The sequence below is a fragment of the Pseudoroseicyclus tamaricis genome (genome assembly GCF_012070395.1).
GTDB lineage: Bacteria > Pseudomonadota > Alphaproteobacteria > Rhodobacterales > Rhodobacteraceae > Pseudoroseicyclus_A > Pseudoroseicyclus_A tamaricis.
On the sequence record NZ_JAAFYS010000003.1, the window covers coordinates 764,881 to 790,649 of the forward strand.

Below are 25,769 nucleotides of genomic sequence, written 5' to 3' on the forward strand. Positions count from 1 at the left end.
GGAGGGCCGGGCTCGCCGGCGGTGGCTGGAGCGAGGTCGTCGGGTAAACGCGTAACGGGCCCACGTAGCGACTGCGGCACAGGGCCGCAACGCGGGGGCGTTGCAACATCATCGAGGTCACGGCCAATCCTCCCCTATTGGCAGCAAGGGAGCGGATCTGTCTTCCCGCTCCTGCCGCATAGAAGATCACAATCCGTCGCATAGGGGAACATGGTGCGACCGCAGGTCGCAGCAAGGGCCCGGCAGCGCCTCCGCCGCCGGGCCCCTGCGCCTCAATTCCGGGGCGGCTCAGTCGTCGTCCAGCGGCAGGGCGTAGACCGCGATCTGATCCCCCACCTCGGGCGAGAGGATGGTGTTGCCGCCGGCGACGAAGGCCACGTACTGGCGCCCCTCGTAGGTGTAGACCGCCGGGTTGGCGACCGAGGGTGCCTCCACGTGATCCGACCACAGCTCCGTGCCGTCCCGCGGGTCGATGGCGTGGACGCGCGCATCCATCGTCGAGCCGATGAAGAGGACACCGCCGGCCGTGATCACCGGGGCGCCGATGTTGGGCGAGCCCCAGCCGGCCGGCCCGAAGAAACCCCACTTCTTGGAGCGGCCGAGCGGCACCTCCCAGAGCATCTCTCCGGTTTTGAGGTCATAGGCCAGCAGCGTGCCGTAGGGCGGCTTCCAGCAGGGAAGGCCGTTGTCCGTCACCCAGTTGAGCAGGCGGAAGCCGTAGGGCGAGCCGATCTGCGGGTAGAGGCCCTGCTCGTTGCCCGAGCCGCCCTGCAGCTCGTCATACTCCTCGCGGGGGATGAGCGTGAGCGTCTGCACAACCTTGGAGGTGTTGACGTAGTAGCGGTTCGTCTCGGGGTCGAGCGCGCCGCCGCCCCACTGCATCCCGCCGGCCGTACCGGGATAGACGATCGTCCCCTCCAGCGAGGGCGGGGTGAAGAGCCCCTCGTACCGCATCCCATCGATCATGTCGGCGCACTGGCCGAAGGAGACGAGGTTCGCCAGCGTCGACATCTCGGGATAGCTCTCGAAGTCATGGCTCGGCGGCGGCGTCATGAAGAAGGGCTGCGTCGGCGCGGCCTCCTCCCCCTCGATGTCGCTGGCGGGGACAGGGCGCTCCTCGTAATCGAAGATCGGCTCCCCCGTCTCGCGGTTGAGGACGTAGAGCATCGACTGCTTGGTCGATTGCACGAGCGCCGGCACCGTCTCGCCGTTCACCTGCAGGTCCACCAGCGTCGGGGCGGAGCCGGTGTCGTAATCCCAGATGTCGTGGTGGACGAGCTGGCGGGACCAGATGATCTCACCCGTCTCGGTGTCGACGGCGGTGACGGAGGTAGCCAGCTCGATGGGCTCGGTGCGCATGCCGCCGTAGTAGTTCGGGCTGGGGGAGGAGACGGGCAGGTAGAGGATGCCCCGCTCCTCGTCGACGCTCATCGAAGCCCAGACGTTGGCGGTGCCGGTGCGGTCACGGATCTCGCGGGGGATGAAATCCACCTGCCAGTTGCGCTCGCCGGTGCGGGCGTCGATGGCGAAGACGGTGCCGGGGGAGGCGACGGAATACTCCCAGTCGGCCCCCGCCCATCCAACGAAGAGCTGATCGCCATAGGCCGTCGGCGGCTGGAGGAGCGAGAGCGGCCACTCGGCGTTGACGTCGTTCCACTTGTTCACGAGCAGGATGCCGTCGTCACCGAAATCGGTGCAGAGCTCGCCCGTGTCGGCGTCGAGCGCGTGGAGCTCGGAATCCATCGTCCCCATGTAGACGCGCTTCTGGCAAGGCTCCCCCTCCACCGGGGTCTCCGCCTCCCAGTAGGTCACGCCCCGGCTCTTCAGCGCCGGCTGCGTCAGCGCCTCCAGCGTCGAGTCGGTGTTGTAGGACCAGCGGACCTCCCCCGTGCCCGGGTCGAGCGCGAAGACGCGGTAGAAGGGCGTGCCGAGGTAGAGCGTGTCGTTGGCGAGGATCGGCGTCGCCGACCAGACGGAGGTGGGCAGCTCGCCCGACCCGTCGGAGACGTCGCCCGTCTCGAATTCCCACGCCAGCTCCAGGTCGCCGACGTTCTCCGGCGTGATCTGGGTGGCGGGGGAGTATTTCTGCGCGGCGAGGTTGCCGTTGAAGGTGGGCCAGTCGCCCTCCTGCGCGAGGAGCGGGGCGGCCGGCGCGAGGGCGGCGAGGGCGACGGCGGCAAACGTGAGGCGGGTCATGCGCGGCTCTCCTGGCGGTGCGTCTGCTGATAGGCCAGCAGGAAGAGGAAGCCGGCGGCGGAGACGACGAGGGCGATGGCCACCTCGGCGTGCATCATGAAGACGGCCGCCACGGCCGAGAGGATCAGCGCCAGCGCTGTCAGGATGATGAGAAGGACGCGCCAGCCCCCGTGCGTCAGCCGCGCGAGGATGAAGGTCACGATCAGGATGCAGAGCGCCCCGAAGCCGGTGAGCAGCGGCGCGGGTGTATCGCTCACCCCGCTCAAAGGCTCGAAATAAAGATAGATGCACAGGGCCAGCGCGACGAGCGCACCCCCTGCCATCAGCACAATCGCAATGGTGCGTGACATGCGTTCCGTTCCCCTACCTGCCGGCCTTAGAAGGTCGAACGAGCGGCAGGCGCCGCAAGTTCCCCTCAAACTTGCATGACGCTGCGCTGCAGCGTCGCCTCACTCCCGTTCGAGGAAGGCGAGGAGGCGGCGCTCGGCGGCGTGCAGCCCAGTCAGCTCCACCTCCGGCGGGAACGTGACCCGCTCCTCCGCCAGCGACAGGACGTCGGGGTGGATGTAGCTGTTGCGGGCGATGGTGGGCGTGTTGCCCAGCTCATCCGCCGCGGCCTCCGCCATCAGCTTGATGCTCAACCGCTCCGCCCCTTCGGCCGCCTCGAAGGCGGCGCGGGTGCCGGCCCATGTGCGGAAGGTCTTCGCCGTCACGCCCGTCACCCCGTGCGAGGCGTCGGCGAGATAGGCGTTGAGCTCGGCAGAGCCGACGCGGTGCCGCTCGCCATGCTTGTCCACCCAGACGAGCAGCTCGGCGCCCGGCAGGTCCCGCGCCCGCTCCAGCACCCGCTGCAGCTTGCGGTCCGACACGCGGCGGCGGACCTTCTTGCCCCCCTTCGCGGTGAAGGAGATGTGCAGCCCGTCGTCCTTCAGCCGCACGTGCTGGCGTTTCAGCGTCAGCGCCCCGTAGGAGCCGTTGGCCTTCAGGTAGGCATCGTTGCCGACGCGCAGCGCGAGCCTGTCGATCAGCAGCGCGGCGGCGGCGAGGGCGAAATCCCTGTCGCCCGCCTCGTGGCTGAGGTCACGGGTGATGCGGCGGCGGATCGCGGGCAGCGCCCGGCCGAACTCCGCCAAGGCGCCGAACTTCGTCTCCGAGCGCGCGGCGGACCAGTCGGGGTGGTAGCGGTACTGCTTGCGCTTGCGCACATCCATTCCCGTCGCCTGCAGGTGCCCGTTGTGGAGCGGGCTGATCCAGACGTTCTCGTAGGCCGGCGGGACGGCGAGCTTCTGCAGGCGCGCCCGCTCGGTGCCGCGGTCGATCCGCGTGCCATCGGGGCCGATGTAGGAAAAGCCCCGCCCGCACCGCTTGCGGCGGATCCCCGGCTGATCATCCGGGTAGTAGACGAGGTCCGGGGGGAGGGTCTCTGGGGCGGTCATGGTGCGTCTCAACGCGGAGCCGGCCCCCTTGTTCCGGCGCCGGTGCCGCGCCGCCGCACACGCCGACTCACGCTCTCGCGATCTTTCGCACCGCGAAAAACTGCCAATTATTCAGGGGCTTGAAGTAATCCCCGGCGGGTTTCAGAGGGTCTGCATCAACTTTCGATATAATGACCCTGCCGATGATTATACTCCCCCCCACCTTGCCCATGCATCCTTTTCGGCGGGAGGAGCAGCACCGATCGCGAAGCCACCTGGCGCCGGTATGCCGGCGACGGGAGCGCCCCGGGGAGGGGGCGCGCCGGTGACGCGTCGGTGTTGCCAAGAACTGACCGAGCCGCAGGTTCCCGCGGCCCGGCCGTTGCATGCAAGGGAGGATACCATGCGACATCTGAGGACCCGGATTGCGACATCCGTGCTGGCCGTGGCCGGCGCGCTGACGCTGAGCCCCGCACTTGCCCAGGACAACCCGCAGATCGACTTCGAGAGCGTCGGCCGCGGCGCGCCGCTGGCCGCCGACATTCGCGACTACGAGATCGTCGGCCCCGGCAGCGGCTTCGTCAGCCGCCGCAACGTCGAGGGCGAGAATCTCGAGATCATGGCCTCCGCCCCCGGTGAAGGCCCGCCCGAGGGTGTCGAGCCGCTGGAGACGGATGTCTTCACCACCGACAACTTCTACGACGACGAAGAGCTCTGGGACGACCCGCGCTACTACCGCTGCAACGCCGCCCTGATGCTCGAAGCCTCGCGTGGCGCCTACGGCAACCCGATGATGATCGACGATGACCCGTCGACCGCGGCCTGGGGCAATTGCGACGCCGACTATCCGGTCGAGGGCATCGTCAGCCCCTACGAGTTCACCACCGCGCAGGCGCATTACGAAGCCCTGATGGCGGAGACGGAGGAGCGCGGCGGCCCGACCGAGCACACCTACGAGACGGTGCCGGGCGAGTGGACGGGCTACTACCAGTCGCCGCTCGGACAGGAGAACACCGACAGCTGGTTCTGGATGCGCGTTAACCAGATCCCGACGATCCTGTCGCTGCTGACCGACGAGTACAAAACCCGCATGGTCCGCGAGCAATTCCACCAGGCGAACACGAACGTGCCCCAGTGGCAGTCGCAGTTCTGCTGGCCGGAAGGCTTCATGCGCCGCTTCCACCAGTATTCGGTGCGCGGCCACCAGGTCATCGTTGCGCCCGACGTGATGCAGGTGCTCACCGGCGTCGCCGACAACTTCCTGACGCAGGTGAACATCGGCGCCGAGTTCAAGATGGACGGCGTGGTGCCGCGCCTCGGGCAGGACGTGCCGCGCTGGTACGGCGAGACCGTCGGCTTCTGGGACGGCGAGTCGCTTATCACCTGGACGTCGAACATCCAGGGCTGGAAGGTGCACAACGCCTTCGAGTTCTCGAACAAGATGCAGACCATCGAGATCTACTCGTCGCGCTACGATGACGAGGGCAACTTCGAAGGCATCGACCACGAGGCGATCTTCTACGACGAAGACGCCCTGCTGCAGCCGGTGCGCATCGTTCGCAACCTCGAGAAGATCGGCGAGTTCAGCGAAGTGGGTCCCGAGATCGACCCCTACATCTTCGTCGAGTGCATCCAGACGCTCTTCCCCGATGAGCGCGGCGCCGCGTCGCCCGTCTCGCCGGGCACCACCATCGAGTACACCGTGCCGGACATGTACGGCCGCCCCTGGGCGCAGACCTGGGACGAGGTGGAACGCTCCATGGGGATCGAGCCGCCCGCGCAGGAAGGTCTGTTCGGCTTCGATTGACGGCCGGCCCCGAGATTCCGGGGGGCGGTGCACCGCCCCCCGGCACGTTGCCCAGGCCGGGGCCAAGCCCGACGGGCCGGGGCTGGAGACGGACGGCCGAGGAGGCGGGAGCCTTTCAGAGGCTCCCGGGTCGTCCGTCACTCATCTTGGGAGGAGGTTCCCCGATGCGACTTTCGATCACGACCGGCAGCGCCGCCATCGCCGCGCTGTTCTGCACGACCGCCCTGCCCGCCCTGGCGCAGGACGAGGCCGAAAGCGTCGGCCGCGGCTGGGAGGTCCAGAAAACCAGCCCCGTCTTCGGCGCCGGCAGCTACATCGGCAATCGAGGTGCGGAGCCCCAGCGCCAGCCGCCCGAGGGCGTCGAGCCGCTGGAGGTCGATCTTTTCACCACCGACGATTTCTACGCCGACCGCGAGAGCTGGAGCGACCCGCGCTACTTCCGCTGCAACTCGCCGATGGTCATCGAGAACCTCTGGGGCGCCTATCCCAACACCTCGCCCGTCAACAACGAGAACCCGCCGGAGTCGCCCTGGGGCGATTGCGACGCGGATTTCCCCCGCGAGGAGATCGTCAGCCCCTACGGCTTCGCCACGGCGCAGGAGCATTACGAGGCCCTGATGGCCGAGACGGAGGAGGCCGGCGGCCCCACCGAGTACAGCCGCGAGAACCTGCCGCCCGACTGGAACGGCCGCTACTCGCTCAACGATTACGGCAATCTCTTCGAGACCGGCGAGGGCTACGACGGGCGCGTGCTGTGGTACAACATGCACGTCAACCAGGTCCCCACCATCCTGTCGCTGCTGACGGAGGAGTACCAGACCCGCTACGTCCAGCAGCTCTACCACATCGGCGTCACCAACGCGCACCAGTGGCCGGCGGCCTATTGCTGGCCGGAAGGCATCATGCGGATGTGGCACTGGCCGGCGATGACGTCCCATGACTTCATGGTGGCGCCCGAGCAGGTGACGGTGCTGGGCGGCGTGGCCGACAACTTCCTCTTCCAGGTCCAGATGGACCGCGAGTTCACCATCGACGGCAACGGCCCGCCGCGCCTCGGCGCCGCCGTGCCGCGCTGGTACGGCGAGACGGTCGGCTTCTGGGATGACGACGCCCTCATCTCGTGGACGTCCAACATTCAGGGCTACTCGGTGCACAGCGCGCCGGAGTATTCCAACAGCCTGCAGATCATCAACATCTACTCCCCATGGGAGGAAGACGGCGAGTTCCGCGGCCTGATGCAGGAGACGATCCTCTACGATGAGGAAGCGCTGGTGGAGCCGGTGCGCCTCGTTCGCGCGATCCAGAAGACCGGCGATCTCAACGAGGTCGACCCTTACGTCTTCATCGAGTGTGTGCCGACGATCTTCCCGGTCGACGGCTTCCAGCAGAACATCCAGCCCGGCGCCACCTTCGAATACCAGCTGCCCGACGCGTTCGGCCGGCCCTGGGCCGCGATCTGGGAGCAGTATTTCGAGGAAGGCATGGAGCCGCCCGAGGCCGAGGGCCTCTTCGGCTTCGACTGAGACGACAACCCCGGGCCCGCCCCCGCGGCGGGCCCGCAGCCCCGACAACAGGACAGACCTCATGCTTCAGCTCAGATCCGTGACCGCCCTCGCCCTTGCCGCCGCAGGCGCCCTGCCCGCCATGGCTCAGGATCAGGATCAGGAGAGCGTCGGCCGCGGATGGCCCGTCACGCCGCTGAGCGGCGAGGTCGTCGGCGCCTATTCCATCTACGGCGGCGCCGATGTCGCCGGCGCGCCCGCTGGCGAGACGCCGGAGGGGGTGGAGCCGCTGGAGGTGGATCTTTTCACGACGGACGATTTCTACGCCGACCGGGAGCTGTGGAGCGACCCGCTCTACTGGCGCTGCAACTCGTCGGTCGCCATCGAGGATCACTGGGGCGCCTACCCGGGTTCCTCTCCCAAGAACAACGAAGACCCGGCCCAGGCCCCGTGGGGCCGCTGCGACGTGGATTACCCGCGCGAGGCCATCGTCTCCCCCTACCCCTTCGCCACCGCGCAGGAGCATTACGAGGCCCTGCTGGCGGAGACGGAAGAGGCCGGCGGCCCGACCGAGCATGACCGCATGTCGCTGCCCTACTGGGACGGCCGCTACGGCATCACCGGCGAGACCCTCTTCCAGAACGGGCAGTCCATCGGCGGCCGCGGCCAGTGGTATTACATGCACATGAACCAGGTGCCGACGATCCTGTCGCTCCTGACGGAAGAGTACCAGACCCGCTTCGTCCAGCAGGCCTACCACACGGGCGTCACCAACGCGCACCAATGGCCGGCGAGCTACTGCTACCCCGAAGGCTTCATGCGCTTCTTCCACTGGCCGGCGATGTTCACCGTGGACGTGATGATGACGCCGACGCAGGTGCAGATCCTCGGCGGCACGGCGGACAACTTTCTCCGCCAGTTCCAGATCGGCGCCGAGATGATCGTCGAGGAGGGCAGCGTGCCGCGCCTCGGCGCGCCGGTGCCGCGCTGGTACGGCGAGAGCGTCGCCTTCTGGGATGACGAGGCGCTGATCAGCTGGACGTCGAACATCCAGGGCTACACGGTGCACTCCGCCTACGAGTTCTCCAACCAGCTGCAGACGGTGGAAATCTTCACCCCGCGCACGGACGAGGCCGGCGAGTTCAACGGCCTGGTGCACGAGGCGATCTTCTACGACCCCGAGGCGCTGGTGGAGCCGGTGCGCATGGTGCGCGAACTCGACTGGCAGGCCCCGCTCAACGAGGTGGAGCCCTACGTCTACATCGAGTGCATCCCCACGATTTTCCCGGTGGACGGCTACCAGCAGAACGTCCAGCCGGGCGCGACCTTCGACTACACGGTGCCCGATGCCTTCGGTCGCCCGTGGGCGCAGGTCTGGGAGGACTATCACGAAGAGGGCATGACGCCGCCCGAGGCCGAGGCGCTCTTCGGATTCGACTGATGACCCGCCGGTGCGCCACTCGTGCCGGCACAACCTTGAACACCACGGGAGGAGTTCACCAATGAAGACCACACTTCTGACCAGCCTCATGGCCGGCGCCGCGCTGACGGCGCTGCCGGCCCTGGCCCAGGACGACATGGCCGATGGCCCCGGCGGCGAAGCCGGCGTGCTGGAACTGCGCGACATCGGCTTCATGGTCATGGGCGGCGACACGTCGGAGCCCGACGAGAACGGCGCCGTGACCGTCGAGAACCAGATGTTCGTCGAGTATTACCTGCCGGCGAACCCCGAGCATGACGTGCCGATCGTGCTCGTGCATGGCGGCGGCGGCCAGTCCTCCGACTGGTACGGCACCCCCGATGGCCGCGACGGCGTGCGCGACTACCTGCTCGCCGACGGCTGGGAGGTCTATGCCGCCGACCGCCCGGGCCACGGCCGCTCGCCGGCCAGCCCGAACTACGGCAACGGCCAGCTCGGCCAGGCCAACTCGGGCATCATCTCGTGGCTCGCCACCTCCGAGAACTGGCCGGGCGGTGAGCCGACGCCGGACAACGAGAACGTCATCAACTGGCTGAAGCTCTCGGCCACCACGCCCTACGGCGGCGACGTCCTCTCCGCCGAGAAGATCTCCGAGCTGCTCGACGAGATCGGCCCGGCGATCCTGATGCCGCACTCGGCCGGTGGCCGCTCGGCCTTCCTCGCCGCGCAGATGAACCCCGAGAACGTCGTGGGCATCGTCGCGATCGAGGCGGCGGGCTCCAACCCGTTCCAGGACGAGGTGATGCGCAGCAACCTGACGTGGGAGCCGGCGCTGGCCGAAGGCTCCATGCCCGAAGAGGGCGCGGACTGCCCGATGCAGGCCGAGGGCGAAGCCAGCACCCTGCCGGGCCTCAGCGACATCCCGATCAAGATGGTCGCCTCCGGCATCTTCCACACCTCCGAGCAGCTCGACTGCTTCGCGAGCGTCTGGGAGCAGGCCGGCGTGTCGGTCGACAAGATCCTGCTGTCGGATGACTTCCCCGGCGTCGGCCACTTCTTCACGGCCGAGACGAACAACGGCGAGACCGTTCAGGTCCTCATCGATGCCGCGGCGGACCTCGCGGACGGTTCGTCCGAGTAAGAGTTGCGGGGCCGGCCCTTTCGGGGGCCGGCCCTCCATGGTGGTTTATGCTCCCACCCTACGTAGGGTGGGTTTGTAACCCACCTCCCACGCGGCCGGGCTCCACCCTTGCTCCGCCTCCACCTCTCCCGACATCCAACCTCGGCACCGCCACCCGTCCGGTCCTGGCGACCAGGTCGCACGCCGGCCCGTGGGATGGCGCTGCCACGATGCCTCCAGCGCGCTTTATGCCAGCCGAGCCCCTCCCCGCCCCCCGCGAAGCACCAAGCCCAGACAGAGCGCCAGCCCGCCGGGACGGGCCGGCGCTCGCGCGGCGGCCTGAAGGCCTTGATTCCGCGCTTGGGGAAGCAGCGGCAACGGCACCAAGGTTGATCGCCCAACCCGTAGGGTGGGGTTTCAACCCACCTCCCCCTACCCCCACACGATCGTCCGCTCGTGGCGCTCGATCGCCTCTGCCATCGACGCGAATTCCTGCTGGATATGATCCGCCATCCGCTTCACCGCTGGCGCCATCGGGGCCCCGGCGGCCGTGAGGATGCCGATCACCCGCTTCGGCTGCGGCACGTCCAGCGGTACCACGCCCACCTTGTTCTCGTGCCGCATCGCGAACACGACGGAGTGCGGCAGGATGGCCAGCGCATCCGTCTCCGAGAGGTAGTTGATCACGCTCATCAGCGAGCCGCCCGAGTAACGGATCGCCAGCTCGTTGGAGCCGAGCGTGAGCAGGATCCAGTGCAGGTCCAGCAGCAATGGCGAGCCGGGCAGCGGCGCCACCCAGGGGAACTTGGTGACATCGCTCGCCGACAGCACGCTCTTCTGCATCAGCGGGTGGTGCTTGCGCGCCGCGATGACGTTGCGCGCCCGCAAAAGTGGGATGAACTCGAAGCCGTCGGGCGGTGTCGACTGCCCCAGCGGCGTCAGAGCGAGGTCGAGGAAATCCGCCTCCAGCTGCCCGGTCAGCTCACCGAGGTTGCCGTAGCTCTGGTCGACCCGCACGTCGGGGTGGCGCGAGTTGTAGGTGGCGATGGTGCGCGAGATGATTGCGTCGAGGAAGAAGGGCACCCCGCCGAGCCGCACCACGCCGGCATTGCCCTGCCGGTAGCTCGTCACCGCGTCGGAAACCTTGCGCGAGGCGGTGAGGATCGACAGCCCGTGCTGGGCGACGATCTCTCCCAGCGGCGTCGGCGTCAGCGGACGGCGGCCCTTGACGAAGAGCGGCTCACCGAGGCGCTGCTCGAGCTGCGCCACGGTGCGCGAGATCGAGGGTTGCGAGACGCCCAGCGCCTTCGCCGCCTCCGTCGCCGAGCCATGTTTCACGATGGCCGCGATCTGCACCAGCTGTCGCTCGTCGAACTTCATAACGAATGCGCATGTAACTCCCTGCCTTCTTCATATGCGATGATGTTCGGCCGGGTCCATCCTCTGCGTCGCCGTTGCGTCACCGTATCCTCGCTGGCGGCGGCGCACATGCGGGTGACACATGCGGTCATAGCAAATTGGTATGCTGAGAGCGCACAAAATCATGTCATGGCGGGACGAGGGCGATATGGTGGTCTCAACGGGGGGAGAGTCATGGACCAGCGACAGGTCGACACGACGGACATGATGCCAGCGGCCGCCTTCGCGGCGCGGGCCTCCGGCGCGGCCGATCAGCGGCTGGCCCTGCTCGTCTCCACCCTCGTCGCCGACCTGGCTCGCCTCGCGGAAGAGCACCGCCTCGGCCGCGACGAGCTGCGCCGGGTGATCGGCTTCCTCTCCGAGGTGGGCGAGGCCTGCTCCGACCAGCGGCAGGAATGGGTCCTCCTCGCCGATGCGCTGGGGCTGACGAGCACCGTCGAGCGCCTCGTCACCCGGCGCCCGGCTCCCGCGACGCCCAACACCCTGATCGGCCCCTTCTACCGCAAGGGCGCCCCGGAGCGCGCCGATGGCGAGAGCATCTGCCTCGACGGCGCCGGCGAGCCGCTCCTCTTCACCGCCGAGGTGGTGGATCTGGACGAGGCCCCGCTGCCCGGCGCGCTCGTCGAAGTCTGGCATGCCAATGCCGACGGGCTCTACGAGAACCAGGCCCCCGATGCCCAGCCGGAGTACAACCTGCGCGGCGCCTACCGCAGCGGGCCCGACGGCACGGTGCGCATCCGCACCATCCGCCCCGGCGGCTACAGCATCCCCGATGACGGGCCGGTCGGGCACCTTCTGGCGCAGCTGGGGATGAGCCCCGAGCGCCCCGCGCACCTGCATTTCCGCGTCTCCGCGCCCGGCTACCAGACGCTGACGACGCACCTGTTCGACAAGAGCGACCCCGCCATCGGCAGCGACCCGCTCTTTGCCGTGCATCCGGCCCTCGTGGCCGAGATGTCCCCCCATCCGGAGGGCGGCCTCGCCGCTTCGTTCCGTTTCGTCCTGGCCCGGCAGATGCCGGCGGCAGGACATGACCAAACCCAAGGAGGAGTTAGAACATGAAGGTCAACGGTTACCACCACCTCACGATGAGCACCGACGGCGCCCAGGAGGATTTCGATTTCTTCACGAAGGATCTCGGCCTCTATTCCGTCAAGCGCACGGTGCTGTTCGACGGCGTGCTGCCCGTCTACCACCTCTACTACGGCTCGAAGAACGGCGATGAATCGACGATCATCACCACCTTCCCTTTCCGCAAGCCGGGCGTCTACGGCCGCCGCGGCACCAACCAGTCGAAGTTCGTCCAGCAGGCGATCCCCGTCGGCGCCTCCGACTTCTGGGTGAACCGTCTGGGCGAGCGGGGCCACAAGGCCGTCAAGACCAACCGCTTCGGCATCGACCGTGTCGAGTTCTCGCACCCCTCGGGCATCGAGATGCAGCTGGTCGAGAACCCCGAAGACCCGCGTGACCCGATCGTCAACGAAGAGATGGGCATCGGCAAAGAGCATGCCATCAAGGGCATCTACGGCGGCGTCATCGCCGTGACCGACCGCAACGCCATGGACGACTTCATGACCATCGCGCTGCCGCTCACCAAGATGGCCGATGACGAGAACGGCATGGCCTACAAGGTGCCGACGAACAACGGCATGTCCTCGGTCGTCGAGGTCACCGAGATCAAGGACCAGCCGCAGGGCACGTGGACGCTCTCGGGCGGCACCATCCACCACTTCGCGCTGAACACCGGCGACGAGGACAGCCAGCTCAAGCTGCGCGCCCATATCGAGGGCCTCGGTTTCACCGACATCTCCGAGCAGAAGGACCGCAACTACTTCAAGTCCTGCTACGTCCGCTCCCCGGGCGGCGCCCTGTTCGAGCTGGCGTGGACGACGGCCGAAGGCTGGGCCAAGGACGAGCCGGCCGATGCCATCGGCCAGACCCTCGTCTTTCCGCCGTGGTTCGAGGATCGCCGCGAAGAGCTCATGGAAGGGCTGGAACCCGCCGCCTTCCAGGACGCGTAAGGAGAGCCCGTGCCGCAGGTTCAGACGTACGGCACCCCTGTCGGGGAGGCGCAGGCACTCTGCGTCTTCCTGCACGGGAGGGGCCAGAGCACGGCCGACATGGTCGACATGGTGTGCGGCCGGCTCGATGCGCCGGGCGTGCACTTCATCCTTCCCAAGAGCCCGCGCCCCGCGTGGTACGACGCCAAGGCGGTGGACCCGCTGACGGGGGAGGCGACGGCGCAGCTCGAGGAGGGCCTGCAGATCGTGCGCGGGCTGATGGACGAGGCGCGCGAGGCGGCGGACGGCCGCCCGCTGCTCATCGGCGGCTTCAGCCAGGGCGCCTGCATGACGACGGAGTACCTGATGCGCGGCGGCAAGGCAGACGCGGCCATTGCGCTGACCGGCTGCCGCGTGGGCGCCGTGCAGGACGATCTGCCACAGGCGAATCTCTCCGGCCTGCCGATCTATGCGACCGACAGCGACGACGACCCGTGGATCCCGCTCTGGGCCTTCCAGAAATCCGTCCACGACTTCGCCAAGGGCGGCGCGCGCCTGCGGATGGATATCGTCCCCGGCCGTGAACACGGCGTGGCCGATTGCGAGATCGCTGCCCTCTCCGAAATGCTGCGCGACGTGATGTCGGGCACCGCGCCCTTCGGAGGCACGACATGAGGGGCTTCACCTTCCCCGGCATCCACAGCCGCGTCGTCTTCGGCGCCGGCACGCTGGACAAGGTGGGCGAGGAGGTGGCGGCGCTCGGCCATGGCCGCGCGCTCGTCCTCTCCACCGCCAATCAGGCCGACCAGGCGGAGGATCTGGCCAAGCGCCTCGGCTCCGCCGCCGCCGGCACCTTCACCGAGGCGGCGATGCACACGCCCGTCGAGGTGACGGAGCGGGCGATGGAGGCCTTCTCCGCCGCCGGCGCCGATTGCCTCGTCTCCATCGGCGGCGGCTCGACCATCGGCCTCGGCAAGGCCATCGCCACCCGCACGGGGGCCGACCACGTCGCCGTGCCGACAACCTATGCCGGCTCGGAGATGACCGACATCCTCGGCGAGACGAAGGACGGCGCCAAGACGACGCGCCGCGATGTCTCCATCCGGCCCGAGGTGGTGGTCTACGACGTCGACCTGACGCTGACGCTGCCGGCGGACCTCACCGTCACCTCGGCACTCAACGCCATCGCCCACGGGGTCGAGGCGCTCTACGCGCCCGACGCCAACCCGGTGCTGTCGCTGATGTCGCTGGAGGCGATGCGCCGCTTCAAGGAGGGGCTGCCGGTGGTGGCCCGCGAGCCCGGCAACCGTGAGGCCCGGGCCAAGGTGCTGGAGGGTGCGTGGTACTGCTCCACCGCGCTCGGCTACATCACCATGGCGCTGCATCACAAACTGGCCCACGTGCTCGGCGGCTCCTTCGGGACGCCGCATGCCGAGACGCATGCCATCCTCATCCCCCACACCGCCGCCTTCAACGCCGAGGGCACCGACGCGCTGGACGGCGTGGCGGAGATCTTCGGCTCCGTCGGGGGCGGGCTGTGGGATTTCGCGAGGGATGCCGGCGCGCCGATGAAGCTCGCCGATCTCGGCATGAGTGAGGCCGATCTCGACAAGGCGGCGGGGATCGCGGTGCAGAACTCCTACTCCAACCCCCGGCCGTTCAATGAGGCGGATATCCGGGAGCTGCTGCAGGCAGCGTGGGAGGGGCGCCGCCCCGCTTGAGCGGGACGGCGCCGCGGGGGCTCTGCCCCCGCACCCCCGAGGTATTTTCGGCCAGATGAAGAGGATTGGGGCGGCCCGGGCCGCGGGGCGCCCTAGTCGGCGGGGCCCTAATCCACGGACGGAGGCGGCGTGTCGGCCTTCACTGCGCCGCGCATGCCCATGGGCATGTCGGGGCCGACGGTCGTGTCATGGAAGGTCTGCTGCTCTGCCTCGGAATTGAGCTCGGCGCCGAGGAGCAGCACGAAGGCACTGATCCAGAGCCACATGAGCAGCACGATGACACCGGCAAGGGCGCCGAAGCTCTCGTTGTAGCTGCCGAAGTTCTCCGCGTAGATGGCAAAGCCGATGGAGGCGAGGAGCCAGAGGACGCAAGCCAGCGCCGCGCCCGGGAGCAGCCAGCTCCAGCGGGGGGCGCTGCGGTCGGGGCCGAAGTGGTAGAGCGTCGACAGGCCGATCACCGTCATCACCAGCAGCACCGCCCAGCGCGCGAGGCCGAGGATCTGCTCCAGCGACGGCGGCAGGTTGAAGAGCGAGAAGACGCTGGGCAGGACGATGGTGGCGGACAGACCGGCGACCATGCCGATGACGAGCATCACGGTCAGCGCCAGCGTCAGCAGCTTCAGCTTGATGAAGCCGCGCGTCTCTGTCTCGTCATAGGCGATGTTCAGCCCCTCGATGAGGCTGCCGACGCCCTTGGAGGCGGAATAGAGCGCGAGGGCGAGGCCGAAGAGCGCGGCCAGCCCGAGCCCGGCATCCTGCGATCCGGCGACCTCGGAGGCCTGCGTCAGCACGATCTCGGCAGCCCGCTCCGGCATGACGCTGGAGAAGTTCTGCATCTGCGCCGTCACCTCTTCGGGAGAGAGGATGAGGCCGCCGATGGCGAAGAAGGCTGTGATGGCGGGGAAGAGGGCGAGGAGGCCGTAGAAGGCCACGCCGGCCGCGATGAGACTGACGTGGTCGGCCTGCATCTCGGCGAAGGCCCGCTTGCCGATCTGGATCCAGCCAGCAGCGGGGATGTCGCGGGGGCGGGGAGCCTCGTGACCGAGGCTCCCCTTCTTCGTCTCAGACATTCGGCTTTCCGAGATTTTCCTTGTCGGCTTCGGATTTCGCGCGGTCCTCGACCCGCTTGGCGGCATCCTTGGCGTCGGACTTGGCCGCTTCCAGCGCGTCCTTCGCGGCGTGGTCGGCTTTCTCGCCTTCCTCGCGCATCACGCTGCCAGCCTCGTCCATCGCGGCGCGGGCAACCCGCTCGGCCTTGGCGCGCTCTTCGTTGAAGATACGCTCGGCCTCGTCACGCAGGTGGTCGGAGGTATCGCCGAACCACTCGTCTTCGCGACGGGTGCGGGGCAGGGCCCCGGCAATGGCGGCACCGACGGCGATCGCGAGAGCACCGGCGACCAGCGGTTGATCTTCAAAGAAGTCCACGGCTTTGTCCTTTCCACGAATGGCGACCTCGCGGCCACGGGCGACGCCGCTGCGCGTGGCGTCCTGGGCATGACGGCGGGCGTCGATGGCGCGGGCACGGGCGGCGATGATCCGCTCGCGGGCGTCGTTCGACAGATCCTCGGTGCCCTCGGCGAGCCGGTCGCGCAGCCGCTTGGCATAATCCTCGCCGGAATGCAGGGCATCCGACACCTTCCAGCGCGCCCGGCGGGCGGCGGCGCGGGCGCTCGCCGCACCGGCGTGCATACGTCCGGAGGCCTGACCGGCGGCATAGCGCGCGCGGTCCCCGGCATCGTGCGCGGCATCGCCGGCCCGGTGCTTCGCGTCCGAGGCGTATTCCCCGGCGCGGTGAGCGGCACCGGAAGCGGCGTCGCCAGCGCGGTGGGCGCTGTCCTTCGCCTGGCCGGTCGCGTCCCGCGCCTTGCTGCGGATCTCGGACTCACGCTCCGCGACCACGGCTTGGTGAGCATGGCCGAATTCGGAGAATTCGCCGGTGCTCTCGGGCGGCAGATCGTCGCCGAGCTCATCATCCGCCGTGTACCAAGAGGGGTAGTGGGCGGCGCGGTCATCGGCCGGGCGGCCGGCATAGCTGGCGCCGGTCGGCTGGCCCGCGTAGGCGGCGGCGCGGATGCGCTCGGCATCCGGGCGGCGCTCGTCTGCGCCAAGCACGTCATCGCGCTCGTAGGTCGATCCGGCCTTCGGCCCGACCGAGCGACCCATTTCCGGGTTGTACTCGGGCAGGGCGTGCGCCGGCTTGGAGCTGCGGTTGTTGCCGAAGATCAGCCACGCAAGGCCGACCCCCGTCACCGCCAGCGCCACCGGATTCTCCTTGACGGAGCGCGCGACGGAGCGGCCGATATCCTCGCCATTGGCGCGAATGGTGCGGGTGACTTCGTTGATCATCGCGTCGGGCGTGAAGCGGCTCTGGATCTCGGACAAGGTGGCCGAAAGCTCCGAGCGCTCCTTCTCGATGCGACGTTCGATCTCGTGCGGTGTCTCATCCTTTGGCATGATGGTTTCCTGTCACGGCTTGGGTATCGCGCTTGATGTTCTCCGCAGTGCGGGTCGGCGCGAGAGAGTTGAGTTTGAGGCTGTTGACGCCGCGGGCCAGAAGCGCCCAGGCGATCAGCGCGAAGACGACGCCGACGATCAGCGCGGCCCAGCCCGGCTCGATCCCCAGTTCGGCCAACCCCGCCGAGATGGCGGCGGCGAGCACGTTGAGGGCCGTCAGGGCGAGCGCGACAGCGGCGATGATCATGCCGATGCCGGCGGCGGCGTGCTTGAGGTTCTCCTGAACTTCGGCGCGCGCCAGATCCACCTCGTTGCGGACAAGCGAGCTGACGTGGCGGAGCACCTCGGAGAAGAGGCCGGATGTGGACTCTGCGGATTTATCTTCCATATCAGAGACCCTCCGAAACCTGGGGATGCACCTTCGGGTCTTCCGGGGCGGCCGTGGTGCGGGCGCCGGTGGTGGAGACGCTGCCCGTCCCGCCAGCGGTGCCAACGCCAGTGCCGGCACGCGCGGTCGGCGACTGCGGAGCAGGGGCCGGCGGCGGCGGAGCGGTGCCGACGGCGGGGCCGACGCGGCTGTCGCGCGACGAGGCCTTGGCGAGGCGCGCACCGGCGAAGCCGAGCAGCGCGGCGCCACCGAGGAAGGCGACGGGGTTGCGGCGGCCGAAGTCGCCGAGATCGGCGACGAAGTCGCCCACGGACTTGCCGCGCACGCTGTCGGCGAAGTCGGCGAGGCCATCGGCCATGTAGCTGAAGACCTGCTCCTGCGGGGAGCCGCCACGCAGTTCGCCGGAGGCATCGCGCAGGGCCTTGCCGACCGACGAGACTTCGTCGGCAACATGGTCCTTCGCGCCTTCGGCACGGCTTTGCGCTTCCTCGGTGACGCGGTCACGCATCTCGGAGGCGCGGTGGACGGCTTCGTCCTTCAGCGACTGCCCGGTCTGCTTGGCATCTTCGAGCGCTTCGGATCGTTGGGTCGGATTGGTGTTATGATCGGTCATTTCGGTTTTCCCTTCCGTCAAGCGACAAGGTTCACGACGGCCAGGACGACGACGACCAGCCCTATGACGTATATAATGGAATGCATGACTAGCCTCCCTCCGTACTGGGTTTGGCGTCATAACGTATCCTTGATGACTATGGTTCCAGCGGGCGCCCCGAACGGCCTGAATGAGGTGGAGGGGCCGGAGCCGCGGCAGGAGGGGCGGCCCCCCTTGCGGGCCGGCGGAGAATGGGCGTTCTATCGGGCCAGCCTATGCCGGCACGCCCGGCATGCCTCTGACGACATGAGAGGATATCGCTCTTGGAGACGCTCTCTCCCCTGCTCCTCGGAGCGCTCGGCAGCCTCGCGGCCGGCCTTCTGACCGCTGTGGGCGCCCTGCCGGTGCTCTTCGGCCGGGTGCCGGGGCCGGCGATGCGCGATGCGCTCCTCGGCTTCGCGGCGGGGGTCATGCTCTCCGCCTCGTTCTTCTCGCTGATCATCCCGGCGCTGGACGCCGGCGAGGAGATGTACGGAGACGGGGCGATCCCGGCGGGCATCGTGGTGGTGGCGATCCTGCTCGGCATGGGGCTGGTCGCGCTGATGAACGAGAAGCTCCCCCACGAGCATTTCCGCTCCGGCCGGGAGGGGCCACAATCGGCGTCGCTGCGGCGGATCTGGCTCTTCATCATCGCCATCACCATCCACAATTTCCCCGAGGGGCTGGCGGTCGGCGTCGGCTTCGGCGCCGGGGGCGTGGAGGGCGGCCTGCCGCTGGCCATCGGCATCGGCCTGCAGAACGCGCCGGAGGGGCTGGCGGTGGCGGTGGCGCTGCTGGGAGAGAGCTACCCCCGCTGGCGCGCCTGGGGCATCGCGGCGCTGACGGGGATGGTGGAGCCGATCGGCGGGCTGATCGGCGCCGGCGTGGTGAGCGTCTCGCAGCCGCTCCTGCCCTGGGGCCTCGCCTTTGCCGCGGGGGCGATGCTCTACGTCATCAGCCACGAGATCATCCCGGAGACGCATCGCCGCGGACACCAGAACAAGGCGACGCTCGGCCTCGCCATCGGCCTGGTGCTGATGCTGTTCCTCGACGTCTGGCTCGGGTGAGGGCGGGGGGCGGCCGGGTCTCTGTAGCCCTCGCCACGAGCGCGCCCCCGTAGGGTGGGTTTTCAACCCACCATCCCCAGCCCGCCACAAGCGCTGCACTCTCACGCCGGTCCGTGGGGTGGCGCTGCAACGGTAGTGCGGCGCGCTTTATGCCGGCAAAACCCGTTGCAGCGGGGAGCTGAGCACCCAGCCCCACCAGAGCGCCAGCCCGCGGGGACGGGCCGGCGCTCGCGCGGCGCCTGCGGCTTGATTCCGCGCGGGGGAAGAGCGGCGGCGGGGTCTCGGAGAGCCAGCGGCGGCTGGTCTCCGAGACCCCCCCTCACACCCCGCCGTGCACCGCCCGCCCGCCGAGCATCGTCATCACCACCTTCGTCTCCCCGATGTCGCGCGGGTCGCAGGCGAAGATGTCCTGATCGAGCACGATCAGATCCGCCTGCTTGCCCGGCGACAGGCTGCCCGTCTCGGCATCCCGCCAGCCCGCGCGGGCGGCGAGCATTGTGTAGCCGGCGACGCATTGCTCGATGGTCAGCGCCTCCTCCGGCAGGAGCGGCTCGACGTCCAGCTCCTCGCGGCCCGGTTTCCGGGTGATCGCCGTCTCGATGATGGCGAAGGGGTTGAGCGTGCTCACCGTCCAGTCCGACGAGAGCACCAGCTCCGCCCGCGCGCGGGTCAGCGCGCCGAAGGCGTAGATGTACTTGCTCCGCTCCGGCCCGACGACGGGGATCGACATCTCCGACACCGGCGCCTCCATCCGCGCCCAGAGAGGCTGGACGTTCGCCACCACCCCCAGCTCGGCGAAGCGCGGGATGTCGGCCGGGTCGATGAACTGGATATGGGCGATCTGGTGGCGGCTCGGCCAGGGGCCGTTTCGCTTTCGCGCCAGCTCCATCCCGTCGAGCGCCGCGCGCACCGCGCCATCGCCGATGCAATGCACGTGGATCTGGAAGCGGGCCGCGTCGAAGGCGGGGAAGAGGGCAGCGATCTCCTCCCCGGGGAACATCACCGGGAAGTTGCCGCCCTCTTCGTCGGAGTAATCCTCGATCATCGCGGCGGTGCGGTTCTCCACCACGCCGTCGAAGAAGAACTTGGCGGAGTGAATGCGGAACATCTCGTACTGCGCCTGCTCGCGCATCCGGCTGAGCCGTGCCACCGCCTCCTCCGCCGGCTCGCCGGGCTTGACCAGCGCGGTCGCCACCACCCGCACCGTCAGCTCGCCGGCCTCGGCCATGGCGGCGTAGATGCGGCGGTGCCGCTCCTCCACCAGCGCATCCAGCACGCCGGTGATGCCGTGCTCGTTGGCATGGGCCTGCGCCCAGAGGACGCCTTCGCGGTACTCCTCGTCGGTCGGCTGCGGGCGCCGGTGGTTCACCCAGGTGACGGCGCGCTCGTGGAGGTAGCCCGTCGGATTGCCCTCGGCGTCTCGCACGAAATGCCCCTCCGGCGGGTCCTCCGTCGCGGCCGTCAGGCCGAGCGCCCGCATTGCCGCCGTGTTGATGCAGGCGTTGTGCGCATCCGCCGCCGTCACCATCGCCGGCCGGTCCGGCACGGCGCGATCCAGCACGGCGGCGGAGAGATTTTTCTCCGTCAGCAAAGCCGAGTTGTAGAAGGAGCCGAAGACCCAGGGCCGGTCGTGCGTGCCCGCGAAGGCGGCCATCGCCTCCACGATCTCCTCCGCGCTCCCGGCTTCGGTGAGATCGGCGCTCTCCACCGTGTGGTGGCCGCCGTCCTGCAGGTGGATGTGCGTGTCGTGGAAGCCCGGCAGCACCAGCCGCCCGCCGGCATCGAGCACCTCCGCCCCCTCCCCGGCGAGGGCCCGCATCTCGGCCTCGGAGCCGGCGGCGAGGATGCGGCCGCCGGCGATGGCCAGCGCCTCGGCGCGGGGGACGAGCGGGTCCATCGTCCGGATGTCGGCATTGATGAGAAGGGTGTCAGCGGTGATTCGCGGCAGGCTCACGGGGCTCTCCAGGCAAAAGGCGGCGCTGGCGGGATGCTTGGGCCAAGTTTCGGGCAGAGCAAGAGAATTAAACGACGATTCAGTACGGCGATGTCGCTTTCTGTCTACGACGGACTCTCAAACGGAGCGAACATCGCATCGCGGCCGGGGGGCCGTTTTCAGGGAATCCAGTCATGCAACGCCACAAGTTCGTCGACCGAATGTACCAGGGCAAGGTCAGCCGCCGTGAGATGATGAAGGCCGCCGGGGCCTTCGGCGTCGGCACCGCCATGCTGCCGCGGATGGCCACCGCCGCCGACATCCTCACCTGCCTCGAATGGGGCGGCTACGACGACCCGTCCTACTACCAGCCCTTCATGGCCAAGTACGGCGAGGCGCCGAACTTCTCGATCTTCGCGGGCGAGGAAGAGGCGCTCGCCAAGGTGCTCGCCGGCTTCGCCGCCGACGTCATGCACCCCTGCAACTACTCCGTCGGCCGCTTCGTCTCCGCCGGGCTGACGGTGCCGATCGACACCGGCCGCCTGACCCACTGGGACGACATCTTCCCCGTGCTGAAGAGCGCGCAGGGCGTCGTCGTCAACGGCGATGTGGTGATGGCCCCCGCCGATTGGGGCAATTCCTCCATCGCCTACCGGCCCGACCTCGTGGAGCCCGACTTCCTCGAGGACCCGTCGTGGAGCATCCTCTACGACGACCGCTATGCCGGCCGCGTCTCGACCCTCGACAACGAGCTGGTCGTGCAGATCGGCCTCATGGTCGCCGGCCAGAAATACGAGGACGTCTACGACATGACGGGGCCGGAGTTCGAGGCCGCCGCGCAGGAATGGGGCAAGAAGGGCCTCGACACCGCCCGCTTCCTCTGGACGGACGCGACAACGCTGCAGCAGGCCATGGCCTCGGGTGAGATCGTCGCCGCCTACGCGTGGAACGACCTCGTCGGCAACCTGCGCAACGAGGGCGTGCCCATCGCCTATGCCAACCCCAAGGAAGGCATGTTCACCTGGTTCTGCGGGCTGACGCTGCTCAACACCGGCTCCGCCGACGACGCCGCCGCCTATGACTTCCTCGATGCATGGCTGGCGCCGGAGACGGGCAAGCTGCTCATCGACGAAAGCGGCTACGGCCACGCCAACATGAAGAGCTTCGACATCGCCGACCCGGCGGCGGTGGAGAACATGGGCCTGACCGATCCGGTGGCGATGATGGAAACCTCGCTGATCTTCCTCACCCCGCCCGACGCGGTGCAGGAGGAGCAGACCCGCATCTGGGAAGACCTGAAGGCGCTGCAGTTCTAGGCACGTCCAATGGTCGAAGTCGCTGACACAGCGGTGCGCGCGGGCCTCTCCGGCCCGCGCCACCCGGCCGATCCTGCCCGCCGGCGCGAGGCGCGGGCGGGCTATGGCCTCATGTCCCCCGCCCTGCTGCTCATGGTGGCGGTGCTAGCGCTGCCGCTGGCGGCGCTGATCGTCCTGAGTTTCTGGACGCAGTCGGGCTTCACGCTCGACCGCACCTTCACGCTGGCGAATTACTGGCGGCTCATCGCCCCCTCCGACCGGGAGGTGGAGTGGATGGGGCTGACCTTCCGCCTCGCCTACCCGGTGCCGGCGATCCTCATCATCAAGTCGCTGGTGATGTCGCTGACGGCGACCGTCGCCGTCATCCTCCTCGCCTACCCGATGGCCTATTTCCTCGCCTTCCGGGTGCACCGCAACAAGGCCGCGTGGATCATCCTGCTCACCGTCCCGTTCTGGACGAGCTACCTTTTGCGCGTCTTCTCGTGGAAGGTCGTCCTCGGCTACAACGGCGCCATCAACTCCGGCCTCATGTCGCTGGGGATCATCGACGCGCCCTTGGAGTTCCTCCTCTACAACCCCGCGGCGGTGACGATCACGCTGGCGCACAGCTGGGTCTCCTTCATCGTGCTGCCCATCTACGTGAGTCTCGAGAAGATCGACCGCTCGATGCTCGAGGCGGCGAGCGACCTCGGCGACAGCAAGTGGAAGCGCTTCCGCCGCATCACCCTGCCCCTCTCCATGCCCGGCACCATCTCCGCCGCGCTGCTCGTCTTCATCCCCACCGTGGGGGATTACGTGACGCCGGAGCTGGTGGGCGGCCCCGGTGGCACCATGATCGGCTCCCTCGTCCAGCAGCTCTTCACCAAGCAGAACAACGCGCCGCTCGGCGCCGCGGTGAGCCTCGTGATGATGCTGATCATCGGGGCGATGGTGCTGATCTTCCTCACCCTCATCGGCTACTGGCGCATGCGCGCCCGGAGGGCGGCATGACCGGCGGCTGGGGCTTCAAGACCTACGCGATCCTCTTCATCGCCTTCATCTACGGGCCGGTGCTGATGCTGCCGCTCTTCAGCGTCAACGACAGCAACTTCGCCACCTTCCCGCTCGCCGGCTTCACGCTGCGCCACTACGCCGACCTGTGGACCCAGCGCCCGATCCTCGAGGCGCTGGGCAACTCGGTGCGCATCGCCGCGGGCGTCTCGGTGCTGGCGACGGTGGTCGCCATGCCGGCGGCCATCGCCGTCACGCGCTTCCGCTTCGCCGGCAAGGCGCCGGCGCTGGCCTTCATGATGCTGCCGCTCGTCGTGCCCTCCATCGTCATGGCGGTGGCGCTGCTCGTCATCGTGCTGCGCTTCCTCGGCATCCCGCTGTCGCTGTGGACGGTGGCGGCGGGGCACGTCGTCGTCTGCCTGCCCTTCTGCCTCTCCGTCCTCGTCTCCCGCCTCGAAGGCTTCGACGCCAGCCTGGAGGAGGCGAGCCGCGATCTGGGCTGCGCGCCGATGCAGACGTTCTGGCGCCTGACCTTCCCGCTGGCGCTTCCCGGCATCATCTCCTCGCTGCTGCTGGGCTTCATCATCTCGTTCGACGAGTTCGTCATCGCCTTCTTCCTGACGGGGACGGAGAACACCCTGCCCGTCTATCTCTACAGCCAGCTGCGCTTTCCCAATTCGCTGCCGGGCACGCTGGCGCTCGGCTCGCTGATCCTCATCGCCTCGACCCTGCTCGTGGTGCTGGCAGAGGTGATCCGCCGCCGCGGCGTGACCTCGGACAACCCCGGAGACATCTGACATGACCGCCCGTCCGGCCGAGGCCGCGTCCACCACCACTCCCGCCCCGCTCCTGCGCATCGAGCGCATCACCAAGAGCTTCGGCAATGTCGACGCGCTGCGGGATATCGACTTCACCATCGGCCGCGGGGAGTTCTTCTCCCTCCTCGGCGCCTCGGGCTGCGGCAAGACCACGCTGCTGCGCATCCTAGCGGGGATCGAGCAGCCGACGACCGGGCGCCTCGTGATCGACGGGCAGGACATGGCCGGCGTGCCGGCCAACCGGCGGCCGACCAACATGGTCTTCCAGTCCTACGCCATCTTCCCGCACCTCAACGTCGAGGAGAACATCGGCTACGGGCTGAAGAACCTGAAGCTCGGCAAGGAGGAGACTGCCCGCCGCATCGAGGAGGCGCTGGCCCTGGTCAAGCTGGACGGCTTCGCCAAGCGCAACTCCCACGCCCTCTCGGGCGGGCAGCGCCAGCGGGTGGCCCTCGCCCGGGCGCTGGTGATGCGCCCCAAGGTGCTGCTCCTCGACGAGCCGCTCTCGGCGCTCGACAAGAAGCTGCGCGAAGAGATGCAGCTGGAGCTGCGCGCCATGCAGCGCACGCTCGGCATCACCTTCGTCTTCGTCACCCATGACCAGGAGGAGGCGATGACCCTGTCGGACCGCATCGCCATCGTCTCCGCCGGCCGCATCCTGCAGATCGGCAGCCCGCAGGATCTCTACGAGCGCCCCGCCGGCCGCGAGGTTGCGGAGTTTCTCGGCTCGATGAACCTCCTGCCCGTCACCGTCAGCGGCCCCGCCTCGGTCGATGCCGGCCCGCTCGGCCCCCTCTCGGCCCCCGTGAAGGGCCTGCCCGACGGCACCCCCGCCCAGCTGGCCCTCCGCCCCGAGCGCCTGTCGCTGGTCGAGGGCGAGGGCCCCGCCGGCAACCGCCTCTCCGGCGCGGTGGCGGAGGCGGTCTACCTCGGCGACCGCATCCACTACCTCGTCGACATTCCCGGCCTCGCCCGCCCGCTGCGCGTCGTCGCCCCCAACTCCGTCGCCCCCGTGCTTGCTCTCGGCTCCCCCGTGGCGGTCACCTGGCCCGACGAGGCGGGCCTCGTCCTCGGCGACTGAAGGCGGCTTTCCCCAGCGGAACTTTTGCTCCCTGCTTCGGTTGACGGCCAAAGCAGGGAGAGACCCATGATACCCATCCGCGCCCACGCCATCCTCGACTACGTCGTCGGTGTCCTCCTCATCCTCGCGCCCTTCGCCCTCGGCTTCGCCAACGGCGGCGCGGCGATGTACGTGCCGGTCCTCCTCGGCGCCGCGCTGCTGATCTACAGCGCCCTGACGCGCTACCCCCTGTCGCTGCTCAAGGCGATCCCCCTCGGCATCCACCTCGGCCTCGACCTCTTCATCGGCATCATCCTCGCCCTGTCGCCGTGGTTCTTCAGCTTCTTCGAGCTGGTCTGGTGGCCCCACGTCGTGGTCGGCGTCACCGCGATCGTCGTCGTCCTCCTGACGGACCGCAAACCGGTGCGCGACGAGCCGAAGTGACCCGGCGGGCCCAGAACGGCACGTGACACCAAGGGCGTGCGTCCTATACTCCATCGCCATGCCCGCGC

At 68.6% G+C, this 25,769-nt stretch carries 23 protein-coding genes; 14 read left to right on the plus strand and 9 right to left on the minus strand.

Annotated features, from left to right (window positions below; genetic code table 11):
• Positions 1-288 precede the first annotated feature (288 nt).
• The 3 genes from GY170_RS15605 to GY170_RS15615 all read right to left on the minus strand — a co-directional run bounded on the left by GY170_RS15605 (position 289) and on the right by GY170_RS15615 (position 3,632).
• A complete protein-coding gene (locus GY170_RS15605; RefSeq protein ID WP_163895267.1) occupies positions 289-2,196 on the minus strand; it encodes a pyrroloquinoline quinone-dependent dehydrogenase in 1,908 nt (635 codons plus the stop codon).
• Positions 2,193-2,546, minus strand: a complete 354-nt coding sequence (locus tag GY170_RS15610) for a hypothetical protein (RefSeq protein WP_163895269.1) — start codon at positions 2,544-2,546, stop codon at positions 2,193-2,195. Before GY170_RS15610 ends, GY170_RS15605 begins: the two co-directional genes overlap by 4 nt.
• 99 nt (positions 2,547-2,645) lie before the next feature.
• Positions 2,646-3,632, minus strand: coding sequence for a DNA topoisomerase IB (locus tag GY170_RS15615; protein ID WP_163895271.1), 987 nt, complete (start codon positions 3,630-3,632; stop codon positions 2,646-2,648).
• Positions 3,633-4,014: 382 nt separating this feature from the next.
• On the opposite strand from GY170_RS15615, the gene GY170_RS15620 reads away from it, so the two are divergent.
• The 4 genes from GY170_RS15620 (at position 4,015) to GY170_RS15635 (ending at position 9,481) form a co-directional block, all read left to right on the plus strand.
• Positions 4,015-5,418: a hypothetical protein gene (locus GY170_RS15620; protein ID WP_203531327.1), complete on the plus strand. Its 1,404-nt coding sequence runs from the start codon at positions 4,015-4,017 to the stop codon at positions 5,416-5,418.
• Positions 5,419-5,582: 164 nt separating this feature from the next.
• Entirely contained in the window at positions 5,583-6,941 is a 1,359-nt protein-coding gene (locus tag GY170_RS15625; protein WP_203531328.1) for a hypothetical protein, read from the plus strand.
• A 61-nt stretch (positions 6,942-7,002) separates the two neighbouring features.
• Positions 7,003-8,361 carry a hypothetical protein gene (locus tag GY170_RS15630; RefSeq protein WP_163895273.1) on the plus strand — a complete coding sequence of 453 codons (1,359 nt, stop codon included), beginning with the start codon at positions 7,003-7,005 and terminating at the stop codon, positions 8,359-8,361.
• A gap of 61 nt (positions 8,362-8,422) precedes the next feature.
• Complete coding sequence (locus GY170_RS15635; protein WP_163895275.1) at positions 8,423-9,481, plus strand: alpha/beta fold hydrolase; 1,059 nt, start codon at positions 8,423-8,425, stop codon at positions 9,479-9,481.
• A gap of 411 nt (positions 9,482-9,892) precedes the next feature.
• Here the strand turns inward: GY170_RS15635 and GY170_RS15640 are convergent, their stop codons facing one another.
• The gene (locus GY170_RS15640) at positions 9,893-10,840 is read right to left on the minus strand and encodes a LysR family transcriptional regulator (RefSeq protein ID WP_163895277.1); all 948 of its coding nucleotides are present in this window, start codon (positions 10,838-10,840) and stop codon (positions 9,893-9,895) included.
• A 213-nt stretch (positions 10,841-11,053) separates the two neighbouring features.
• Here GY170_RS15640 and GY170_RS15645 point away from each other — a divergent pair, with 213 nt between their 5' ends.
• Genes GY170_RS15645 through GY170_RS15660 form a run of 4 tightly spaced genes read left to right on the plus strand, consistent with a single transcriptional unit; the run spans position 11,054 to position 14,600 of the window.
• Positions 11,054-11,941: a dioxygenase family protein gene (locus tag GY170_RS15645; RefSeq protein ID WP_163895279.1), complete on the plus strand. Its 888-nt coding sequence runs from the start codon at positions 11,054-11,056 to the stop codon at positions 11,939-11,941.
• On the plus strand, positions 11,938-12,900 hold the full coding sequence (locus GY170_RS15650) for a VOC family protein (RefSeq protein WP_163895281.1): 963 nt from the start codon (positions 11,938-11,940) through the stop codon (positions 12,898-12,900). The genes GY170_RS15645 and GY170_RS15650 overlap by 4 nt, the downstream gene beginning before the upstream one ends.
• 9 nt (positions 12,901-12,909) lie before the next feature.
• On the plus strand, positions 12,910-13,554 hold the full coding sequence (locus GY170_RS15655; protein ID WP_163895283.1) for an alpha/beta hydrolase: 645 nt from the start codon (positions 12,910-12,912) through the stop codon (positions 13,552-13,554).
• Entirely contained in the window at positions 13,551-14,600 is a 1,050-nt protein-coding gene (locus GY170_RS15660) for a maleylacetate reductase (RefSeq protein ID WP_163895285.1), read from the plus strand. The genes GY170_RS15655 and GY170_RS15660 overlap by 4 nt, the downstream gene beginning before the upstream one ends.
• Before the next feature lie 107 nt (positions 14,601-14,707).
• Here GY170_RS15660 and GY170_RS15665 read toward each other — a convergent pair whose 3' ends face one another.
• The 4 genes from GY170_RS15665 to GY170_RS15680 are packed head-to-tail and all read right to left on the minus strand — an operon-like array spanning position 14,708 to position 18,055.
• Positions 14,708-15,670 carry a YihY/virulence factor BrkB family protein gene (locus GY170_RS15665; RefSeq protein ID WP_163895287.1) on the minus strand — a complete coding sequence of 321 codons (963 nt, stop codon included), beginning with the start codon at positions 15,668-15,670 and terminating at the stop codon, positions 14,708-14,710.
• Positions 15,663-17,054 (minus strand): DUF3619 family protein, encoded by a 1,392-nt coding sequence (locus GY170_RS15670; protein WP_163895288.1) that lies wholly within the window; start codon positions 17,052-17,054, stop codon positions 15,663-15,665. The genes GY170_RS15665 and GY170_RS15670 overlap by 8 nt, the downstream gene beginning before the upstream one ends.
• On the minus strand, positions 17,041-17,442 hold the full coding sequence (locus tag GY170_RS15675; protein ID WP_163895290.1) for a phage holin family protein: 402 nt from the start codon (positions 17,440-17,442) through the stop codon (positions 17,041-17,043). The genes GY170_RS15670 and GY170_RS15675 overlap by 14 nt, the downstream gene beginning before the upstream one ends.
• 1 nt (position 17,443) lies before the next feature.
• Positions 17,444-18,055, minus strand: coding sequence for a F0F1 ATP synthase subunit B family protein (locus GY170_RS15680; protein WP_163893878.1), 612 nt, complete (start codon positions 18,053-18,055; stop codon positions 17,444-17,446).
• Between the two features lie 302 nt (positions 18,056-18,357).
• Here GY170_RS15680 and GY170_RS15685 point away from each other — a divergent pair, with 302 nt between their 5' ends.
• Positions 18,358-19,140, plus strand: a complete 783-nt coding sequence (locus GY170_RS15685; protein ID WP_163895292.1) for a ZIP family metal transporter — start codon at positions 18,358-18,360, stop codon at positions 19,138-19,140.
• A 319-nt stretch (positions 19,141-19,459) separates the two neighbouring features.
• Here the strand turns inward: GY170_RS15685 and GY170_RS15690 are convergent, their stop codons facing one another.
• Positions 19,460-21,094: an amidohydrolase gene (locus GY170_RS15690; RefSeq protein WP_163895294.1), complete on the minus strand. Its 1,635-nt coding sequence runs from the start codon at positions 21,092-21,094 to the stop codon at positions 19,460-19,462.
• Positions 21,095-21,267: 173 nt separating this feature from the next.
• Between GY170_RS15690 and GY170_RS15695 the strand changes: the two genes are divergently transcribed.
• The 5 genes from GY170_RS15695 (at position 21,268) to GY170_RS15715 (ending at position 25,701) form a co-directional block, all read left to right on the plus strand.
• Entirely contained in the window at positions 21,268-22,389 is a 1,122-nt protein-coding gene (locus GY170_RS15695) for an ABC transporter substrate-binding protein (RefSeq protein ID WP_163895295.1), read from the plus strand.
• A 111-nt stretch (positions 22,390-22,500) separates the two neighbouring features.
• Entirely contained in the window at positions 22,501-23,379 is an 879-nt protein-coding gene (locus tag GY170_RS15700) for an ABC transporter permease (RefSeq protein WP_408003756.1), read from the plus strand.
• Positions 23,376-24,176 (plus strand): ABC transporter permease, encoded by an 801-nt coding sequence (locus GY170_RS15705; protein WP_163895299.1) that lies wholly within the window; start codon positions 23,376-23,378, stop codon positions 24,174-24,176. Before GY170_RS15700 ends, GY170_RS15705 begins: the two co-directional genes overlap by 4 nt.
• A 1-nt stretch (position 24,177) precedes the next feature.
• The gene (locus GY170_RS15710; protein WP_163895301.1) at positions 24,178-25,278 is read left to right on the plus strand and encodes an ABC transporter ATP-binding protein; all 1,101 of its coding nucleotides are present in this window, start codon (positions 24,178-24,180) and stop codon (positions 25,276-25,278) included.
• Positions 25,279-25,344: 66 nt separating this feature from the next.
• Positions 25,345-25,701 (plus strand): SPW repeat domain-containing protein, encoded by a 357-nt coding sequence (locus tag GY170_RS15715; protein ID WP_163895303.1) that lies wholly within the window; start codon positions 25,345-25,347, stop codon positions 25,699-25,701.
• Positions 25,702-25,769 lie beyond the last annotated feature (68 nt).

Coding starts and splice junctions, on each gene's coding strand:
- GY170_RS15605 (WP_163895267.1), bottom strand. CDS start 2,196: ATGACCCGCCTCACGTTTGCCGCCGTCGCCCTCGCCGCCCTCGCGCCG.
- GY170_RS15610 (WP_163895269.1), bottom strand. CDS start 2,546: ATGTCACGCACCATTGCGATTGTGCTGATGGCAGGGGGTGCGCTCGTC.
- GY170_RS15615 (WP_163895271.1), bottom strand. CDS start 3,632: ATGACCGCCCCAGAGACCCTCCCCCCGGACCTCGTCTACTACCCGGAT.
- GY170_RS15620 (WP_203531327.1), top strand. CDS start 4,015: ATGCGACATCTGAGGACCCGGATTGCGACATCCGTGCTGGCCGTGGCC.
- GY170_RS15625 (WP_203531328.1), top strand. CDS start 5,583: ATGCGACTTTCGATCACGACCGGCAGCGCCGCCATCGCCGCGCTGTTC.
- GY170_RS15630 (WP_163895273.1), top strand. CDS start 7,003: ATGCTTCAGCTCAGATCCGTGACCGCCCTCGCCCTTGCCGCCGCAGGC.
- GY170_RS15635 (WP_163895275.1), top strand. CDS start 8,423: ATGAAGACCACACTTCTGACCAGCCTCATGGCCGGCGCCGCGCTGACG.
- GY170_RS15640 (WP_163895277.1), bottom strand. CDS start 10,840: ATGAAGTTCGACGAGCGACAGCTGGTGCAGATCGCGGCCATCGTGAAA.
- GY170_RS15645 (WP_163895279.1), top strand. CDS start 11,054: ATGGACCAGCGACAGGTCGACACGACGGACATGATGCCAGCGGCCGCC.
- GY170_RS15650 (WP_163895281.1), top strand. CDS start 11,938: ATGAAGGTCAACGGTTACCACCACCTCACGATGAGCACCGACGGCGCC.
- GY170_RS15660 (WP_163895285.1), top strand. CDS start 13,551: ATGAGGGGCTTCACCTTCCCCGGCATCCACAGCCGCGTCGTCTTCGGC.
- GY170_RS15665 (WP_163895287.1), bottom strand. CDS start 15,670: ATGTCTGAGACGAAGAAGGGGAGCCTCGGTCACGAGGCTCCCCGCCCC.
- GY170_RS15670 (WP_163895288.1), bottom strand. CDS start 17,054: ATGCCAAAGGATGAGACACCGCACGAGATCGAACGTCGCATCGAGAAG.
- GY170_RS15675 (WP_163895290.1), bottom strand. CDS start 17,442: ATGGAAGATAAATCCGCAGAGTCCACATCCGGCCTCTTCTCCGAGGTG.
- GY170_RS15680 (WP_163893878.1), bottom strand. CDS start 18,055: ATGACCGATCATAACACCAATCCGACCCAACGATCCGAAGCGCTCGAA.
- GY170_RS15695 (WP_163895295.1), top strand. CDS start 21,268: ATGCAACGCCACAAGTTCGTCGACCGAATGTACCAGGGCAAGGTCAGC.
- GY170_RS15700 (WP_408003756.1), top strand. CDS start 22,501: ATGTCCCCCGCCCTGCTGCTCATGGTGGCGGTGCTAGCGCTGCCGCTG.
- GY170_RS15705 (WP_163895299.1), top strand. CDS start 23,376: ATGACCGGCGGCTGGGGCTTCAAGACCTACGCGATCCTCTTCATCGCC.
- GY170_RS15710 (WP_163895301.1), top strand. CDS start 24,178: ATGACCGCCCGTCCGGCCGAGGCCGCGTCCACCACCACTCCCGCCCCG.
- GY170_RS15715 (WP_163895303.1), top strand. CDS start 25,345: ATGATACCCATCCGCGCCCACGCCATCCTCGACTACGTCGTCGGTGTC.